A 19251-nucleotide genomic window follows, 5' to 3' on the forward strand; every position below is an offset into this window, starting at 1 on the left:
TCCTCATATCATATCCAAAAATCATTAAACCAGTCTTTTATTTTTGACAATACTCCACTTTTCTTTTGGTCCCTTTCTTTCGGAACCTCAACTTGCTTTTTATATAGATACTTTCGGTTTGCAAAAACATATTTGACGATTCCTACTGCAGTTGAATATACAGGCGTAGAAACTCCAATAGCATTAGGCAAACCTAATCTTACATTTTTACCCAAAATACTCTCTGCTAAATCCAGACTGCCTTTTATAAAAGATATTCCGCCTCCTGTTATTACAATATTTGTTGAAATCTGGTCTAAAACGTTAGAACCCCTCATTTCATCGTACACCATCGTCAAAATTTCATTTACTCTCGCTTCTATAATATCTATTATATCATTAAGTCTGGTATCTTGAGAACTATGATTTGCTATATTTGCTATTTTTACTGTCTCATCATTCTCTACCTTCACCACAGAACCATACTTCTTCTTTATAATTTCGGCTTCTTCAAAAGAAATCTTTAACCCGATTGACAAATCGTTGGTTATGTGATTTCCACCAACAGGTATCATGTCTGTATATATTAAATTTCCAGACTTAAAGACTGCTATATCTGTTACACCAGCACCTATGTCGATAAGTGCTGCGCCAAGTTCTCTCTCATCTTTAGTCAATATTGCTTCTGCTGTAGCTAATGGCTCTACGATGATTCCCAACATGGTGTAACCAGCCTTTTTTACGCATTTTTCCATATTCTGTACTGCTGTCAAGCTACCCGTCACAATTGCCGCATCCACTTCCAACCTTATCCCTGCCATACCTACAGGGTCTTTAATTTCTCCATAACCATCTACTATGTATTCAATAGGGATAAGCTCAATTATCTGCTTATCAGATGGCAAAGCCATTATTTTAGCAGCTTGCAGCACTCTTTCCACATCTTGCGCTGTTATCTCTTTATCATCCCTTGTTACAGCCACAAGACCTCTATTTCTGTATATTTCAGTAAGGCCGCCGGGAATTTTAATGTAAACCGATGTGACCTTTTGATTCGCCATTCTTTCAGCCTGTTCGACGGATTTTTTAATGGAAAAAGCAGTTGTCTCTATATCAACAACGACTCCTTTTTTCATGCCATTGCATGGATACATTCCAATGCCAATTATCCTCAGCTCTCCATTTTTGTCACATTGGCCAATTATAGTGCATACTTTTGATGTCCCAATATCAATACCTGTTATGATTTCATTCAATTAATTCTCCTCCCCTCGGAGCTTATTGTTTTTTAGAAAAATTATTCAAAATGTATCTCCGAATATAAGCAAAATTTGTAAACAATCTGCTGCCAAAAGCAAAAATCGCAGCCAAATAAATCGGAACTCCTAACACATCACCTATATAGGCTAAAACTGCAGCCAATATAGCATTTCCAAAAAAGCCTGAAATGAAAATAGCATTATTGAATTTATTTTCAAGGCTGGCACGAATTCCTCCAAAAACAGAATCTAGTGCAGCCAGTATGGCAACGGAAAGATATGATGTATATGCAGGAGGCAAATTAATTGGCAAGAAAAAGCCGATTGCAAGTCCTAAAGCTAAACTTAAAATGATAATTAAAGCCATCAATTATTCCCTCCTTCGTAAGGTTTCGCATATTTATACGTTAAAACACCGTCATATTTTTTGACCAATATTTTGTCAGAACGCTTAATGTTAACCTGAATTCCCCAGTTTGACAATGTATCGATTATTCCACCTTTAAGTCGCAATGCAGCTTCCAATGTATCTGGATTTCCAATGGCTTTCACCACATATGGAGGCGTAAATCTGACTGAATTAATATCGATAGTATTGCCTATCATTCGTATCTCAGATGTTGCAACGAGTCTTTGGTCATTTATTGATATAGCTTCAGCTCCCGCTGCTCTAAGCTCATTAACTATATTTAGAAGATCTTCATCGTGAACCAAAAAAGCAGTTTGATCAGCACCAGGCTGAAGTTGTGTATTGCCATCATTTATTGTAACTATTATGCCAGGTCCTTCAACATCAGAAAGGCCCGCTAATTCTTTATATTTGTCAAGGTCATCTTTAAGAGACTTTGTTACTGTGCTTGACTTAGCCGCAGAATTTTCATAATTTGATATTTTCGCTTCTAAATCATTTATCTGTTTTTTCAACTCATCTCTCTCTTTCTGAACTTGATTTAATTTACTTGTAAGTTCCTCTGCTCTTTGCACAGTCAAGCTATCACTGTTTTTCACATTTCTAAACTGTGTTGATATCATTATTCCAAGAACGACACATACAAAAGCGATAGAAACAAAAAAGCTCTTTTTCACTGCACTTCCTCCATTTCTTATGGCGTATAAATTGGATTCCCGTTGCTTACTATAAGAACATTTCCACTGCTATAGCCTTTTTTCTCTAAATCATTCAATATCTTTTCAGAAAAATTTAATGAATAGCTTATGTCATCAACATTCTCCAATACTACATTTATTCCTGAATTCGTCTTTAATGTAATCTTTGAACCATCAACAATTATACTATTGTATATATTCTTATTATATATTAACGGCAATAGTTTTGCTATGTCCTTATTATTACTTAAATTGTTGATTTTACTTCCTATCTCAAATTTTCCAACTTCGATTCCCTTTAATATTGGCAATTTATTGTTGTAATCACCTAACTGAACTGCGACACAGTCGGTATCTACATATAGAAATTTGTCTTTATAGCTTATTTGAGCCGCCAATACCCTTTCATCTATTTTTATTTCGACTTTAGAAGGATAAATTATGTTAATTGACGCATCTTTAATGTATGGATCCTTCATAATGGATTTAATGACGGCTGATTTATTTATTTTCAGAGTATTGCTGCCTATCTCTATCCCCGACAACCTTATGACATCGCTCTTATCTACTGATCTTGTCCCATAGACATATATGTTTTTTACATCAAATAATGATGTTTTAAATAAAATTATATAAAGTATGATTGCAAAAATAAACAAAAATACGATAAAAACGCTAAACCTCTTTTTCTTTTTATACTGTCTTTCTTCCATCATATACATCGCCTCTATCATATGCTTGTACAAATTTTAGATGATGTAAAACAGCATTGGCTGTTTTACATAGTCCTTTCTATGTCAGCACCAAGATTTTTTAAATTTTCGCTAAAATCTTCATATCCTCTATCAATATGTTCTATGTCTTCTACAATTGTAGTGCCGATAGCACCTAATCCAGCTAAGACTAGTGCTGCACCACCTCTTAAATCTTTTGCAACGACATTTGTTCCCGTAAGCTTGTCAACTCCTTTCACTACCGCAATTCGCCCATCTACTTTAATATCTGCGCCCATTCTTACTAATTCCTCTGTATATTTAAACCTATTGTCAAAAATAGTCTCCGTAACTATAGATGTCCCATCCGCAGTAGCTAAAAGTGAAACCATTTGTGCCTGAAGATCCGTTGGAAAACCAGGATATGGGAGAGTTATTATCATGTCAACTGCCTTGGCTCTACCGGTAGAATTAAGTTTTATAAAGTCATTGCCATGTGATATTTTAAAACCACATTCATTTAGCTTTGACAAAAGAGAATCTACGTGTCTTTTAATCACATTTTTAAGAACTACCTCTCCTTTTGTAATAGCTGATGCAATAAGATAAGTCCCCGCAACTATCCTATCAGGTATTATTGTGTATTCAGTATCATGCAATTCTTTTACACCTCGTATCACAATAGTATTTGTACCTGCACCTGAAATCTTTGCACCCATCGAATTTAGAAAATTTTGTAGATCCTCTATTTCTGGCTCTTTTGCAGCATTTCCTATAACTGTAGTTCCATCAGCCATGGATGCAGCCAACATTATATTTTCAGTTGCACCAACGCTGGGTATATCAAGATGTATTTCATTGCCGCAAATTGACTTGCTTTCGCAATTGATAAATCCATACGATTCATCTATTGATATGCCAAGCTTTTTTAAACTTTTTATGTGCAAGTCAATAGGCCTATGCCCTATGTCACATCCTCCTGGAAAGCTGATCTGAGCAACATTATTTCTTGCCACCAATGCTCCCATCAAAAAAATGGATGATCTCATTGCTCTCATTAATCTGTCTGGAATGTGGTAATCAATGATACCACTGGAATCTACTATAATGTCTGACCCATCAAATTCTACTGTACAGCCTAAGTGTCTTAATATTTCTATCATAGAATAAACATCTTTTAATCTTGGGCAAGAGTGTAAAATACTTACACCTTTGTTTAATAGTGTTGCAGCAAGTATTGGCAATACAGAATTTTTCGCACCGTTTATCCGTACCTCACCTTTTAATCTATTTCCTCCTTTAATGACATATTTCATCCCATTCTATCACCTCCTGTTAAGCTGTACAATTCATAATATGCACCTATGCTTCAGGAGGTTACATCGCCTATTTTAGCTTACAAACAAGCCTATAAATTTCATTGGCAGCATCTATCTTTGATAACTTTTTTGCATTAGCTTTCATGGTTTTAAGCTTACTGGAGTCATTTACGATAGATAATATCTTTTTATACAAAACATCTCCATTTAAGTCTTTTTCAAGAATCACCGAAGCTGCACCATTTTTTTCAAGAACTCTTGCATTGTACTCTTGATGATTGTGAGTAACATTTGGAGACGGAATCAAAATCGATGCAGTTGATGTGGCTAACAATTCTGCAAGTGTGATTGCACCTGATCTACACACCATTACATCTGCAATTGAATAGATATCACCCATTTCATAACAATACGGAATTATCTTAATATTTTCTCCTAATCTTATATCGTAATCTTTGATCATTTTTATTACACTGTCATACTGATTTTTTCCTGTTATCATGAGAATCTGAAATTCTTCTCTCGATTTTTTTATCACATCAACCATGTATTCATTGATTTTGGCAGCGCCTCTGCTACCTCCTACAGAAACCACTACTTTTTTCGTCTCATCTAAGCTCCATTTTTTCAAAGCCTTTTTTCTATCACCATTCAAAATCTCCATTCTAATGGGATTACCTGTCACAAAGATATTGCCTTTATTTCGAAAGTACTTTTTTGACTCATCAAATGCAACGGCCACAATATCTACAAACCTTGAAAGTATTCTATTTGTAAGTCCTGGATAAGCATTTTGCTCGTGAATAAGCGTCGGTATCTTCATAAGAGCTGCTGTCATGACTACAGGGCCGCACACATATCCCCCTGTTCCAATTACTACATCCGGTCTATAATCATTTATTATTTTTTTTGCATCTATCAAACCATCGAAAGCTATCTTAATAGTCTTTATCGTATCAATTGATAATTTGCGCTTAAATCCTTTTACTCTTATAGTTTTAAGGGTATAACCTGACTTTGGCACCAATTCTTTTTCAAGCCCATTTTCTGTTCCTACAAATAATATCTCTGCATCTTTTTCGTTTCGCATGATTTCATTTGCAATCGCCACTGCCGGATATATATGGCCACCTGTACCGCCACCTGTCAATAAGTACCTCATTTCATCAACTCCTATCCATGTTTGCGTACCTTGATATATTCAATAATATGCCCATTGCAGCCATCATAAAGACTGTAGATGTCCCACCATAACTGATAAATGGCAAAGACACACCAGTAGCTGGCATTGATGAAGTTACAACTGCAACATTTATCAAAGTTTGAACGCCGATCACACCTACAATGCCGGTAGCAATGAGACATCCAAATACATCCGGAGCTTTTGCCGCGACTCTAAGGCCTCTTATTATGAGATACAGAAAAAGTAACAATATAGAAGCCGTCCCGATAAGGCCAAGCTCTTCACCGATTATTGAAAAAATAAAGTCGTTTTGTGGCATCGGCAGATACATAAACTTCTGTCGGCTTCTGCCTAAACCGACTCCAAAAAGCCCTCCTGAACCTAAAGCATACAAGGACTGTACAATTTGATAGCCATGCCCTTTTATGTCTTGCCATGGATTTAAAAATGTAAATACCCTTTGCCTTATGTACTTTATGCTGGTCACTACGATAATAGCTGCAGAACCACCAACTCCAAACAATGTCGCCATAAATGATAACTTTGCGCCCGCCACAAATAAGATTATTATAGAAATGATAAATATTGTACCAGCAGTGCTGAAATTTGGCTGCTTCATAATGAGTAAAAAGAATATTCCGGCAATCAATAGTACAGGAAGGACTCCCTTTTTAAAGCTTTTTGCATAATTAGGGTTATTATCAAAATATTTTGCAAAAAACAGTATTATGGCGTATTTAGCTATTTCTGACGGCTGCAAAGTAAATCCGCCTATTTCAATCCATCTGGTAGAATTGTACCTTGTGCTTCCTATTCCTGGCAACAATACTACTATAAGTAAAACTATTGACAATATCAACAACGCATTTGACAGCTTCTTCAATTTATGATAATCAAAATTCATCATAAATGTCATGGCAAAAAAGCCGATAATTGCCCACAAAAGCTGACGCTTCAAAAAGTAGAATGAATCATGGTATTGGTAATACGCATTTGCAGAGCTTGCGCTAAATACCATCACAACACCTATGGACACAAGAACCAATACGGATATAAGTATATTGTAATCAACGGGATACTTACGATTCACTGAGCCTACCCCCTCAAAGAATTTACCGCATCTTTAAAGAGTCTGCCTCTCTCTTCATAATTTCTAAACATATCCCAACTTGCACAGGCAGGCGATAAAAGCACATTGTCACCAGGTTTAGCCGCATTATAAGCAGCATAAACAGCATCATCTATGCTTTCTACAAATATAACATCATCTTCTGAATACCCTTCTTTTATAGCAGATTTATAGATTAAATCTTTCGTCTCACCAAGCAGAATCAATTTTTTTACGCGACCTTTAAAAGAAGCAGTAAATTCATCAAAACTTACACCTTTGTCATATCCACCGGCAATCAATATGATAGGGCCTTTCATAGCTTCAATAGCTTTTATTGCTGCATCTGGGTTTGTTCCTTTTGAGTCATTGTAATATTTGACTCCATTTACGTTTCTTACAAATTCAATCCTATGCTCAACGCCTTTAAATGTCCTCAATGTTTCACTTATGACTTTAATATCAATTCCCGCTAAATAAGCCATTGTAGATGCTACCATGGCATTTTCTACATTGTGATTTCCTGGAATATATATGTCTTCAATGTCTATTATCGTACTTTTTTCTCCATCTGCAGAGATTACGATTTTTCCATTTTCAAGATACGTACCATGCTCTAAAGCTCTATTTCTGCTAAAAGGAAAAACATTGCATTTGGCTTTTTTAAATAAAGAAGAAATATTTTTATCATCATAATTTAAGACAGTGAATTGATCAGCAGTTTGATTCTCGAAAATCCGCCCTTTGATTTCGATGTAGTTTTCCAATGTCTTGTGTCTATTTAAATGATCCGGGGTTATATTTATTATTGCGCTTATTACAGGTTTGAACTCCTTTATTGTTTCCAATTGAAAACTGCTTATTTCCGCTACAATGACATCCTCCGCATTAGCATTTATTGCTGCTTCAACAAGAGGATATCCTATGTTTCCTGCAACATATGTCTTTACACCTGATGCTTTAAATATTTCGCCAAGCAGCGATGTTGTAGTAGTCTTTCCGTTTGTACCTGTTATGGCGTATATAGGAGCCTTTGACAACCTATAAGCAAACTCCACCTCACCTATTACATCAATGCCCTTTGATTTTGACAATACGACTATATCAGAGTCCACAGAAATCCCAGGACTAACAATGACCATTTCTGCACCATTTAAAAGCTCATCTGTGACATCTTTAAAGCAAAATGTAACACCTTTTTCTCTAAATTCTTTTAAATCATCACCAAACTTATCCTCATCTTTTGAATCAAACACAAATATTTTAGCATTTAACATCAATAAAACCCTACACAAAGCTTTGCCACTTAACCCAAATCCTGCTACAACAATTTTTTTACCACAAAAGTCCATATTTTCCTCCTAAATCATAAAAAAATTTTCATTCTGATTTTTAAGATAAATTTAACTTATTCCATAAAATGACACAAACACTGCTATCAAAGTTACTATCCAAAATAAAAATACGACTTTAGTTTCTGACCAACCAGAAAGCTCAAAATGATGATGGAGAGGGCTCATTTTAAATATCCTTTTACCTGTAAGTCTAAAAGACACAACTTGAATTATAACTGACAATGCTTCAGCGACATAAACAATTCCCACCACTACTAAAATGACAGGCAATTTAGTCATTGTTGCCAAAGCCGCTACAGCTCCACCAATTGCAAGTGAACCTGTATCTCCCATAAACACTTCGGCAGGGTATCTATTAAACTTCAAAAATCCAAGAAGTGCACCAGTAATTGCTGCACCAAACACAGTTAACGACGTATTGTTCATAAAAAAACCTATTAATGTAAAAAAAGCGGTAACCATAAAAGATACTCCTGATGCAAGCCCATCCAATCCATCCGTTAGATTAACACTATTTACAGTTCCAACAACTACAAACATTATAAACGGTATGTAAAAGTAGCCCAAGTCAATTTCTCGCTTCAAAAATGGAATTATTACATCGGTGCCAACTATATTCTTCGAAAAATACGCAAACAAAATAGCTAATGCAAATTGACCTAAAAGCTTTTGCCTGGCGGTAAGACCTAACGATCTTTTATACCGCACTTTTATGTAGTCATCCAAAAAGCCGATTATTCCATATCCTAATGTTATCGTGATTAACAATGCCATGTATTTATCCCATTTTGAAAATACAATATCAGCAATGAGCAAAGAGATAATTATGATTATTCCACCCATTGTTGGGGTTCCAGCTTTTTTTAGATGCGTCTTAGGTCCATCGCTTCTTACACTTTGACCAAACTTTAATTTAGTTAGCCATGGAATAACAATAGGACCTAATACGACACAAATTAAAAAAGAAATAATTGTAGCAAATATCATCTTTTGTATCATTTATAAGCACTCTCCTGCAAAAATTTCACGATTTCCTCCATCTTCATCCCTCTTGAACCTTTAACTAAAAAGACATCACTTTCTTTCATAATATTTTTTATGACATCAATGGCTTCTGCATTATTAGCGCATCTAAAGACATTATCATTGTTCATTCCTTTTTCTATTGCCCCATCAGCTATTTTCAAAGCATAATCTCCAACTGTTATAAGCACATCAATATCATTTTCTTTTACATATTCCCCAACCTCTCGATGTGCAATGTCTGCATACTGTCCTAACTCTAACATATTGCCTAACACAGCTACTTTCCTTCTCTCTGTATATCCACCTAAAACTGACAAAGCAGCTTTCATGGATGAAGGATTTGCATTATACACATCGTTTATAATTTTAATACCTGCTGCATCTATTATATTTAATCTCATGTCACTTGGCTGAAACTTAGCCAGTGCTTTCCTTATATCTTCTTTATTGACATCAAATTTGATTCCTATACAAATTGCCGCTAATGAATTATATATATTGTGTTTTCCTGGTACGTTTAATTCTATGTCTAATAAATACCCATCTATCAAAACTTTGTATTTTGAAGATTCTTCCTTTAATTCTATGTCAAAGGCCTTGATATCGCCATTATTTATACCGTATGTCACAAATTTAGGGCCCTTTTTTTCAAGCAATTTTATTAACATATCATCATCTGCATTAATTACGACTGTATCGCCATCTTTAAAATCTTCAATAAGCTCTGATTTTGCCTTTAATATATTTTCACGGGAACCTAATTTTTCAATATGAGCAACTCCAATATTCGTATATACCGCAACATTAGGAGATGCAATGTTTTTTAACCTTCTTATTTCGCCAAAACCGCTCATTCCCATTTCAACAACAGCCATATCATGACCATCATTAAGCGTAAATAAGGTAAGGGGCAAGCCGATCTCATTGTTGAAATTTCCGATTGTCTTTAAGACGTTGTACTTCATCGATAAAACATCGTAAATCATGTCCTTAGTCGTAGTTTTTCCACTGCTGCCAGTTACGGCAATAAATGGAATATCGAATTTGCTTCTATAATATTTAGCTATCCTGTGCAAAGCGTCTTTTGTGTCTTTGACAAATATAATCGGTTTACTATCGTGTCTGATATAATTGATAGACTCTGTAAGGGAAGCAGAACCTACATTTAAGGCATCATCTATGAATTCCTCTCCATTGAACCTTTCACCTTTTAAAGGTATAAACAAATCTCCAGACTTAATTGTCCTCGAATCGGTGCTTATACCGCTTACGCATACATTTATATCGCCGGATAGTAATTTCCCTTCTGTTGCATCCAATATCTCTTTAACTGTTAAAATCAACTTTTTCATCTCCATTTAATATATCTCTTACTATGTCTCTTTCATCAAAATCTATGACTTTGTCTTTCAATACTTGATATGTTTCATGCCCCTTACCAGCTAAAATTACGACGTCATTGTCCTTCGCTATAGATAGTGCGTACTTTATAGCTTCTTTCCTATCTTCTATGATTGTGTAAGGGCATTTTGTATTTTTAATGCCTTCTTCAATTTCTTGTATTATCTTAATAGGCTCCTCCGACCTTGGATTGTCCGAAGTTATAATTACAAAATCGGCATATTTGCCAGCGACTTCTCCCATTTTAGGGCGTTTGCCTTTATCTCTGTCGCCGCCACAACCAAAAAGCAATATCTTTTTCCCAGTATTGTATTCTTCAAATGCCTTCATTAAATTCTCAAGTCCGTCTGGAGTGTGGGCGTAGTCAATCACTACATTGTAAGGTACATCCAAATCAAGAACTTCAAATCTTCCCTTTATCTTGACATCCTTAAGAGCCATTTTTACAGACTGAAGCGGTATACCCAATATAAATGCTACTGAAATAGCCGCCAGTGAATTGTAAACACTAAATAGTCCCGGTATCTTTAAAGCTATTTCACTTTTTATATCTTCTATTTGTACGGTAAATTTCGCACCTTTAATATCGTTTTTGATGTCTTTTGCCATTATGTATGCATAGTCTTTTATGCCATATGTTACAACTTTAGCATTAGAATTCTCTATCATATACGAAGAATAATCATCATCTATGTTTATCACGCAAGCCATCTTTGCCATCCTGAAAAGTTTAGCCTTTGCACTAGCATACTCATCCATCGTCTTGTGAAAATCTAAATGATCTTGGGTTAAATTGGTAAAAACGGCTATATCAAATTTACATTCATCTACTCTGTTTAACGCCAATGAATGTGAAGAAACTTCCATCACTACGTATTTCACACCTTCATCAACCATGAGCCTAAGGTATCTTTGAAGATCTAATGACTCTGGAGTAGTCCTCTCTGTTGGATAGACTTTGTCGCCAATCATGTTGTGAATCGTTCCTATCAGCCCGACTTTATTGTTCTGGCTTTCCAGTATGGACTTTATCATGTATGTGACAGAAGTCTTGCCGTTTGTTCCTGTCACGCCTATCATAAAAAGCTGCTTTGAAGGATCACCGTAGTAATTTGATGCGATTTTAGCCAATGACTTCCTGGCATTTTCTACTTTTATGACGGTGATGTCTTTATCTATGGTTATTTCATGTTCAACTACGACGGCAACAGCTCCTCTTTCTACAGCATTATTTATGTAATCCGCCCCATCAAACTTAAATCCTTTGATTGCAACAAATAGCGAACCTTCTTTTGAATTCCTGGAATCATAGCAAATTCCTTTTACATCAACATCGATGTTGCCTTTAACAGTTGTATAATTTACATCCTTTAATATATCCACAAGTCTCATAATAGGCCTCCTAATTCATTATATACATTTAATAGTATAGCACAATTATGCAGTTTGCATATATCAAAAACTGCATATTGTGCTTGAATTAATTTTCCAGTGGCCTAAAGTCGACTTCAACAGTTGTTCCTTTATCAACTTTTTCACCTTTTTCTGGCTTCTGGCTTACAGCAATACCAGAACCATTGATTTTTATTTTCAGCCCTAAAGAGCTTAAAATGTTACTCGCTTCTGTGATAGATTTTCCTTTTAGATCAGGTACATCAACCTTTCCGTTATTATTGTATTCATTTAAATACAAGACAATTTTCGAATCTTCTTCTACCATTGCCCCGGGTTTAGGCATTTGGTCTACAACTGTGTTCCCAGTTCCTTCAATGGAAAATTGCAGCTTATCTTTTAACAATGCATTTTGAGCCTCATTCAAGTTCAAATTCCTTACATCTGGAACTTTTACAAGAGGCTTCACTACAATTCCTTTTGGTTTTACATTTAAGTACGTCAACGTGTCATATAATATGCTTCTTACTACAGGTCCTGCTAACGCACTGCCAAAATGAGTTTCGGCATTTGGTTCATCAATCACCACAAGCGCTATCACTTTTGGATCTTCTGCAGGTGCAAATCCGACGTATGAAGCCACGTATTTCCCAGGTGTATATTTTTCTGTAGTGCCTGTTTTCCCTCCAACATCATACCCTTCTATGTAACCTGCCTTGCCTGTACCTTCGGATACTACACTTTCAAGTATCTGCCTCATTGTAGCTGATGTCTTTTCGGATATCACTTGCCTTATTACAGTTGGTTTGAATTCTTTTATAGGTTTCCCATCAGAATCGACTATTTCTTTGACTATATGAGGCTCCATCAGTTTTCCGCCATTTACTATCGCTGAAACCGCTCGTATCATTTGAAGTGGCGTAACCGCAATACCCTGTCCAAACGAGTTTGTAGCAAGCTCTACAGGGCCTACATCTTTTTCTTTCATTACAAGGCCAGGTGCTTCTCCAGGTAATGTTATGCCGGTGGTTTCTCCAAAGCCAAATTCATGAATGTACTTGTACAATTTGTCTACTCCAAGCCTTTGGGCAATTGTCGCAAAGACAACGTTGCAGGAATTTTGGACTCCTTGTACAAATGTTTCGCTGTAATGTGTTGCCCAACAATTTATTCTCTGCCCTGCAACCATGATATATCCAGGGTCATAAAATTGCTCGTTTAACCCAACAACACCTTCCTCCAATGCTGCTGACGCTGTAACTGTCTTGAAAACTGAGCCAGGTTCGTAAGCATCCGATATAGCCTTATCTCTCCAATTTTTAAACCAATCGCTTTTGGGACCTGCAAATGGGTTGTTTGGATCGTAATCAGGCCTTGATGCCATGGCTAAAATATCACCTGTCATAGGATCCATTACGATTGCAACAGCACCTTTTGTAGGCTTAGTATGTGCATACGCATCATCAAGAGCTTTTTCTGCAAAATGCTGTATGTTTGAATCAATCGTCAAAACAACATTGTAACCATCTATAGGTGGGATGTATTCTTCTTCACCATTCCCCATTTTCCTGCCTAATGCATCAACTGGCGACGAAATCCTTCCAGGTATTCCTCTTAAATAGCTATCGTACACCGACTCGATTCCGTCCAGTCCTTGATTGTCTACACCTGTAAACCCAAGTATGTGGGAAGCTAAATTCTTCTCTGGATAATATCTTTTTGTATCTCCAGATATTACAATACAAGATAGATTTAATTTTCTTATCTTGTTAGCCGTATCATCATCAATTCTCCTTGCAATCAATACCTCTTGTACATTCTTGTTGCTTATCTTTTTAAGGATATCTTCTTTGTCGATTTTTAAAATCTCAGCCAGCTTTGACGCAATTTCATCTTTTTGGCTGTCTTTCACTTCTTTCGGTATTATGCTAACTTTGTTAGAACTTGCGCTTTCAGCAAGTGCCTTGCCATTTCTGTCTAATATCAAACCGCGTTTTGGCGTAACTGAAACATCTAATGTCCACTGAGGTATGGCAAGCTTTTGAAATTCATCGCTTTTTACTATCTGTATCCAAAAAAGCCTAACAATGAGAACGCTAATAATAAGTATAGAAAAAAACAGCAAAAATAAAATTCTCTTTTTGGTAGAAATGCTTGGTGATATTTAAAATCCCTCCTATCTCACCAGCAGTCCCAAAATCCTTCCCCAAAAAGTCTTATTTTTGTTTTCATCATCTGTTTTTTTCTCAGCGACTTGATTTTGTTTGCCAACACTCATGTAGACTATCTGCCCTTTATCAGGCTCTACCATTCCTAACTGATTTTTCGCTATTTCTTCTATCCTCTGCAGATCGCTCATTGAAGCAATTTGGACTTCTAACTGCTGGTTTAACTTTTCTATTTCGCTGGCTTTTGCCTCTACACTGCTTAATGCAACAGATTTTTGATATATCAACGCATACCTAAACAAAACGGTAAGGCTTAAAAATCCTACAAAAACTATTACTGCAAGGTTTTTAAGCTTCTTATTCTTTTTGGTTTTTTTACCTTTGTTTTCTTCATAATACGGCTTTAGATCATAATCGTAATTGTGCTTTTCTAATACCAATTTATTCTTCCCCCTTATACTTTAGAACAGCAGTTTTTCTGCAACTCTTAGTTTTGCACTTCGAGATCTTGGGTTTACTCTTATTTCATTTTCACTTGGTACAATAGGTTTTTTAGTTATGATCTTTATTACTGGTTTTTTCCCACATGTACACGGCAAGTTTTTAGGGCATGTACACGGATCCTCCAGTTTCTTGTAAGTATTTTTTACTATTCGATCTTCCAGCGAGTGGAATGTTATGATTGCTATTCTTCCTCCCGGATTCATTGCATCTACAAAGTCAGCAATAGCATCTCCAAGCCCTTTTAGCTCTTCATTGACTTCAATCCTTATAGCTTGAAATGTTCTTTTGGCAGGATGCGGTCCTGTCCTCCTCTTTGATGCAGGTATGGCCTTTTTTATTACGTCTACTAACTCAAATGTAGTCTTAATAGGTTTTCTCTTTCTCTCCTCAACGATGAACTTTGCAATTCGTTTAGCCCATAGTTCTTCACCATAATCAGAAATTACCTTTGCAATTTCATCTTCTGAATAATTGTTTACAACGTACTCTGCTGTAATGTCACTTTCTTTGTCCATTCTCATATCAAGTGGGGCATCGTGCATGTAAGAAAATCCCCTTTGTGCCTCATCTAATTGATATGAAGATACGCCAAGGTCTAATAAAGCACCATCTATGCTCTTAATCCCGCATTTTTTTAATATATCTTTTATATTCTTATAATTGTCATGAATATACGTTGCATTATTGAAGTCTTTAAGCCTAATAGATGCAGCCTTTATGGCGTCCATATCTCTGTCGATTGCGATTAATTTTCCTTTATCAAGCCGTCTTAATATCTCATATGAATGGCCACCACCGCCTAAAGTTCCATCTACATAAATACCATCAGGCTTAATTTCTAAATATTCAATAGTCTCTTGCAACAACACACTTTCATGTTTGAAATCCATAAAAATCACCTTATATGTTTAAATCGTCTAAATGCTCTGCAACATCTTCAAAAGAAACATCAATATTATTTGAATATTCCATCCATACTTCTTTACTCCAAATCTCCACTCTTGACGATACCCCAATTATTATGACTTCTTTCTCAATTTTTGCATGTTCTCTCAAGATGTTCGGTATTAATACTCTTCCCTGCTTGTCTATTTCGCATTCAGTGGCGCCTGCTAAGAAAAATCTGGTAAATGCTCTGGCATCTTTTCTGTTAAGTGGCAATGTCTTTAGCTTTGCCTCGATATTTGACCATTCTGACAATGAGTAAGCAAAAAGGCAATTGTCAAGCCCTCGCGTCAACACAAATTTATACCCCAGTTCGTCCCTGAACTTGGCAGGTATAAAAACTCTCCCTTTTTGATCTATTGTATGTTCATATTGCCCCATCAGCATACCGAACACCCATTTCTATTGCACTTCTAACCACTTTGCACCACTTTAAACCACTTATTATGTTTATTCTATATAAAACTCAAAAATCCTTCAATAAATTAAAATTTTTTTCACAAAAAAATAACGAGTATGACTCGTTATCAAAAACTATAACATATTATGGCTTTACAACAGATAATACACAGTTATCTTCATTAAAATGCGTCTTAAATCTATTTAGTACATCATCAGGAGTTATATCTTCTATGACAGATGTAAAATCCAAGATATTAATGTCTTTCATGTAGTACGATATAAAGTTGTGTGCAATGCTTTCAACAGAATTAAATGATTTTATAAATCGGCCCAGCAACTTCCTCTTGATTCTATAGAAATCAGCATCGTCTACTTTATAGATGGATGAAATTTTAGCTATAAGAGCCTTTTTCACAGCTTCAGGATCTACAGATTGCCCGCCTATTATAGAATATCCATGATCTACTTCACCTACGTACTCCACATCAAAAGTTGTATCAATAAGCCCATCATTATAAAGTTCTTCATACAAGTCAGAGCTTCTGCCAGCTAAAATCTCTAAGCAAATCTGTGTAGTTATGTCCCTTTTAAGTAACCTCTTTCCTCCATAACCTATGTCATTGTCTTTAAATCCAATATTAAATAGCGGCATCGAAACGGACATTTTCTGTTCTACGTAATTCTTGTTTATTTTAGTCGGCTCATCAGGATAAATGCGTTTTATATGACCATCTCTTTTCTTTGATTTAACACTATCATTTACGATTTCTGCAACTTTATCCACGTCAATATCGCCAATCACAAACAACACCATATTTGAAGGATGGTAAAATGTATTGTAACATTTATACAAAATATCTTTGTCAATTTTCGATATAGATTCAATAGTACCGGCAATATCTATCTTGACAGGATGTACGTGATACAATCCGCCTAACATATTGAAAAACAGCCTCCAAGACGGATCATCATCATACATGCGAATTTCTTGGGCTATTATGCCTTTCTCCTTTTCAACATTTTCATCTGTAAAATAAGGCCTTTGGACAAAATCCAAAAGAAGTCTTAAATTACTGTAAAAATTGTCTGTGCATGAAAACAAATAAGCAGTAGTTGTAAAATTTGTATAAGCATTTGCAGAAGCCCCATTCTTAGAAAACTCTTCAAATATACTTCCACTTTCTTCTTCAAACATTTTATGCTCTAAAAAATGAGCAATCCCGTCTGGCACATGCGTAGGTTCACTTTCACCAGGAATTATAAATTCTCTATCGTTAGAACCGTAATGAGTCGCAAAAATGGCATATTGTTTTATAAACCCTTTCTTAGGCATTACGAAAACATTCAAGCCACTTTTATGTTCATATTTGTACATTTTCTCTTTTATTAAGTCATTAAATATTTCCAACATTTCATATCACTCCTCATTTTTTGTCATGAAATAAACAGTGTCTAATTGCAACTTCTTAGAGACGTCTACGATGTCATTTATGGTAACTTTTTCTATCTTCTTTATAAAATCATCTATGCTGTAATCTGTATGTGAAAGTTTCTGTGATAAATAAAAATCTGCCAATTGTGTTCCACTGTCTTTTATTGAATTAAGCGAGGAAACTAAGGCTTTCACAGACGAATTAAATTCATAATCAGATATGTTGCCTGATTTTATCTCATCTACTTGCTTTTGTATTATCTCCAATGCTTTTTCGTAGTTTTTAATTTCAATGCCTGACATTACAAGCATTAATCCTTTAAATCTTTCTAACCTTGTCTGAGCATAATATGCAAGGCTTTCTCTTTCTCTAACATTCATAAAAAGTTTAGAGAAAGGCCCTCCTCCTAAAACACCGCTTAATATTAAAAGTGGAAAATACTCTTCGTCCCATGGATTTACATTTGTCCTGTACCCTAAAGTCAGCTTGCCTTGAGTAACATCAAGTTTATCTTCTACATATTTTACCTTATCGATCTTTCTTAATATAGGCGTATCTGGAATCACTTCTACATTCGCTCTCTCTATTTTAAAGTGCTTGTTGAAAAACTCTTTCACTTTATCTACGTCCACATTGCCTACGACAAATATATCTATCGGAAGCCTTTTAATTGCCTTTTTATAAAACTCATAAAGATTTTTTTCATCTATTTTATCCACATCATCTACATTTCCAAGCTCATAAATTGAGTAATCTTCATCCTTGCACATTTCCTCTATACACCTTTCAACGGCGTATTTTGTCTTTTCATTTATGCGAGAATTAATAAGATTTTTCTGTTTTTCTTTTTCTTGCTGCACATATGATTGTTCAAAACCATCATTTGATATTAATGGATTCAAAAGTATGTCTGATATGAACTTAACGCTTTCTTCCAATATATCTTCCTTTAAATATGTACTATCTACAATTTCCATCTTAAACTGTGCAATCTGCCGCTCACCTTTTTTATAAACCGAATAAGCAAACGTAGCACCGTAAAGATCTTCTAAATGCTTTGTTATATCCTTATACGTTTTAAAGCTAAAGCTTCCTCTCCTTAAAACCGATGGCAGCAATGCAAATTTTGCCGTTTCATCGCTTAATTTATTGCTTATGTACACATTAATTGTTACCGTTTTAAACTTATTAAGTTTATTGACATAGAGTTCAATACCACTCGCAATGTTTTCCTTTATGATGGACATATTTTTCACTCCTTCTATAATAATCCAATTGACCTAATTATATTTAAAAACTACAAATATGTCAACAAAGCATAAACCCGGGTTTCCCCAGGTTTATATTATGCACTTGGCGTTATCCTTTTTAATATCTCTGTTATCTGTTTAGTAAACTCAGATAATGGTCTTCCGGCTGCTATTCCTTTTGCGATATTGTTTATCCTCGTATATAGATCAGGATCAGATGTTACAGATACATTCTTTATCCCTTTATCAGTATCTCTCACTGTCTTCTCTACTTTTTTCTTAACCTGCGTCTCATTAGTGCCTTGGACGCTGGCCTTCATGTCAATACCTACGATAGCAGTATTTCCAAATATAACTACAGTAGCCTTGTTTACTTCAGGAAGTTTTGCCACATTGCTGGCTATTTTTGCTGCTCTCACGCTTTGTGGAACCGGCTTTTTCGCTGGAGTCGGTGTAGTAGGTGCAGGTGTTGTTGGAGTTGGTGTCGTCGGCACTCTTGACGGTGCAGGAGTAGTCATGCCTGGTGACGGAGCTGGTGTCGTCCTAGGTGTCGTAGGAGTATATCTTGTTGGCGATGGCTTTTTAGATGCCTTGCAACCCGTCAAAGATATAGACAATGCCATTATCAATGCTAAAAGTATTAAAAAAATTTTTTTGCTATTTTTCAATTCAAACACCTCCAATCAATATTTTGCTCAGATGAAGTC

General features: G+C 35.5%; 18 protein-coding genes. All 18 read right to left on the reverse strand.

What is annotated here, in order from left to right; translation table 11 throughout:
• Positions 1-8: 8 nt before the first annotated feature.
• The 18 genes from ftsA to JJQ93_RS05145 all read right to left on the reverse strand — a co-directional run bounded on the left by ftsA (position 9) and on the right by JJQ93_RS05145 (position 19212).
• The gene (gene ftsA, locus JJQ93_RS05060) at positions 9-1235 is read right to left on the reverse strand and encodes a cell division protein FtsA (protein WP_274892933.1); all 1227 of its coding nucleotides are present in this window, start codon (positions 1233-1235) and stop codon (positions 9-11) included.
• A gap of 22 nt (positions 1236-1257) precedes the next feature.
• Positions 1258-1605: a small basic family protein gene (locus JJQ93_RS05065; RefSeq protein WP_013787843.1), complete on the reverse strand. Its 348-nt coding sequence runs from the start codon at positions 1603-1605 to the stop codon at positions 1258-1260.
• On the reverse strand, positions 1605-2324 hold the full coding sequence (locus JJQ93_RS05070; protein WP_274892934.1) for a DUF881 domain-containing protein: 720 nt from the start codon (positions 2322-2324) through the stop codon (positions 1605-1607). The genes JJQ93_RS05065 and JJQ93_RS05070 overlap by 1 nt, the downstream gene beginning before the upstream one ends.
• Positions 2325-2341: 17 nt before the next feature.
• Positions 2342-3061, reverse strand: coding sequence for a cell division protein FtsQ/DivIB (locus tag JJQ93_RS05075; protein WP_274892935.1), 720 nt, complete (start codon positions 3059-3061; stop codon positions 2342-2344).
• Positions 3062-3123: 62 nt separating this feature from the next.
• Positions 3124-4374 (reverse strand): UDP-N-acetylglucosamine 1-carboxyvinyltransferase, encoded by a 1251-nt coding sequence (murA, locus tag JJQ93_RS05080; RefSeq protein ID WP_274892936.1) that lies wholly within the window; start codon positions 4372-4374, stop codon positions 3124-3126.
• Positions 4375-4444: 70 nt separating this feature from the next.
• Positions 4445-5539: an undecaprenyldiphospho-muramoylpentapeptide beta-N-acetylglucosaminyltransferase gene (murG, locus tag JJQ93_RS05085; RefSeq protein ID WP_274892937.1), complete on the reverse strand. Its 1095-nt coding sequence runs from the start codon at positions 5537-5539 to the stop codon at positions 4445-4447.
• A 4-nt stretch (positions 5540-5543) separates the two neighbouring features.
• Entirely contained in the window at positions 5544-6650 is a 1107-nt protein-coding gene (spoVE, locus tag JJQ93_RS05090; RefSeq protein ID WP_014758445.1) for a stage V sporulation protein E, read from the reverse strand.
• Between the two features lie 5 nt (positions 6651-6655).
• Positions 6656-8020: a UDP-N-acetylmuramoyl-L-alanine--D-glutamate ligase gene (gene murD, locus JJQ93_RS05095; protein WP_274892938.1), complete on the reverse strand. Its 1365-nt coding sequence runs from the start codon at positions 8018-8020 to the stop codon at positions 6656-6658.
• A gap of 51 nt (positions 8021-8071) precedes the next feature.
• Entirely contained in the window at positions 8072-9022 is a 951-nt protein-coding gene (gene mraY / locus JJQ93_RS05100) for a phospho-N-acetylmuramoyl-pentapeptide-transferase (RefSeq protein ID WP_274892939.1), read from the reverse strand.
• On the reverse strand, positions 9019-10407 hold the full coding sequence (locus JJQ93_RS05105; RefSeq protein WP_274892940.1) for a UDP-N-acetylmuramoyl-tripeptide--D-alanyl-D-alanine ligase: 1389 nt from the start codon (positions 10405-10407) through the stop codon (positions 9019-9021). Before JJQ93_RS05105 ends, mraY begins: the two co-directional genes overlap by 4 nt.
• Positions 10376-11842 carry a UDP-N-acetylmuramoyl-L-alanyl-D-glutamate--2,6-diaminopimelate ligase gene (locus JJQ93_RS05110; RefSeq protein WP_274892941.1) on the reverse strand — a complete coding sequence of 489 codons (1467 nt, stop codon included), beginning with the start codon at positions 11840-11842 and terminating at the stop codon, positions 10376-10378. Before JJQ93_RS05110 ends, JJQ93_RS05105 begins: the two co-directional genes overlap by 32 nt.
• A gap of 88 nt (positions 11843-11930) precedes the next feature.
• Positions 11931-14006, reverse strand: coding sequence for a stage V sporulation protein D (locus JJQ93_RS05115; RefSeq protein ID WP_503010258.1), 2076 nt, complete (start codon positions 14004-14006; stop codon positions 11931-11933).
• 12 nt (positions 14007-14018) lie between these two features.
• Entirely contained in the window at positions 14019-14450 is a 432-nt protein-coding gene (locus JJQ93_RS05120) for a septum formation initiator family protein (protein WP_013787832.1), read from the reverse strand.
• 21 nt (positions 14451-14471) lie between these two features.
• Complete coding sequence (gene rsmH / locus JJQ93_RS05125) at positions 14472-15404, reverse strand: 16S rRNA (cytosine(1402)-N(4))-methyltransferase RsmH (protein WP_085112173.1); 933 nt, start codon at positions 15402-15404, stop codon at positions 14472-14474.
• Between the two features lie 10 nt (positions 15405-15414).
• Positions 15415-15846 carry a division/cell wall cluster transcriptional repressor MraZ gene (mraZ, locus tag JJQ93_RS05130; protein WP_041592077.1) on the reverse strand — a complete coding sequence of 144 codons (432 nt, stop codon included), beginning with the start codon at positions 15844-15846 and terminating at the stop codon, positions 15415-15417.
• 157 nt (positions 15847-16003) lie between these two features.
• On the reverse strand, positions 16004-17272 hold the full coding sequence (yfmH, locus tag JJQ93_RS05135) for an EF-P 5-aminopentanol modification-associated protein YfmH (RefSeq protein WP_274892943.1): 1269 nt from the start codon (positions 17270-17272) through the stop codon (positions 16004-16006).
• A 6-nt stretch (positions 17273-17278) separates the two neighbouring features.
• A complete protein-coding gene (gene yfmF / locus JJQ93_RS05140) occupies positions 17279-18541 on the reverse strand; it encodes an EF-P 5-aminopentanol modification-associated protein YfmF (RefSeq protein ID WP_274892944.1) in 1263 nt (420 codons plus the stop codon).
• A gap of 98 nt (positions 18542-18639) precedes the next feature.
• A complete protein-coding gene (locus JJQ93_RS05145) occupies positions 18640-19212 on the reverse strand; it encodes a YhcN/YlaJ family sporulation lipoprotein (protein WP_503010032.1) in 573 nt (190 codons plus the stop codon).
• Between the last annotated feature and the right edge of the window lie 39 nt (positions 19213-19251).

The organism is Thermoanaerobacterium sp. R66, from assembly GCF_028895185.1.
Classification (GTDB): domain Bacteria; phylum Bacillota; class Thermoanaerobacteria; order Thermoanaerobacterales; family Thermoanaerobacteraceae; genus Thermoanaerobacterium.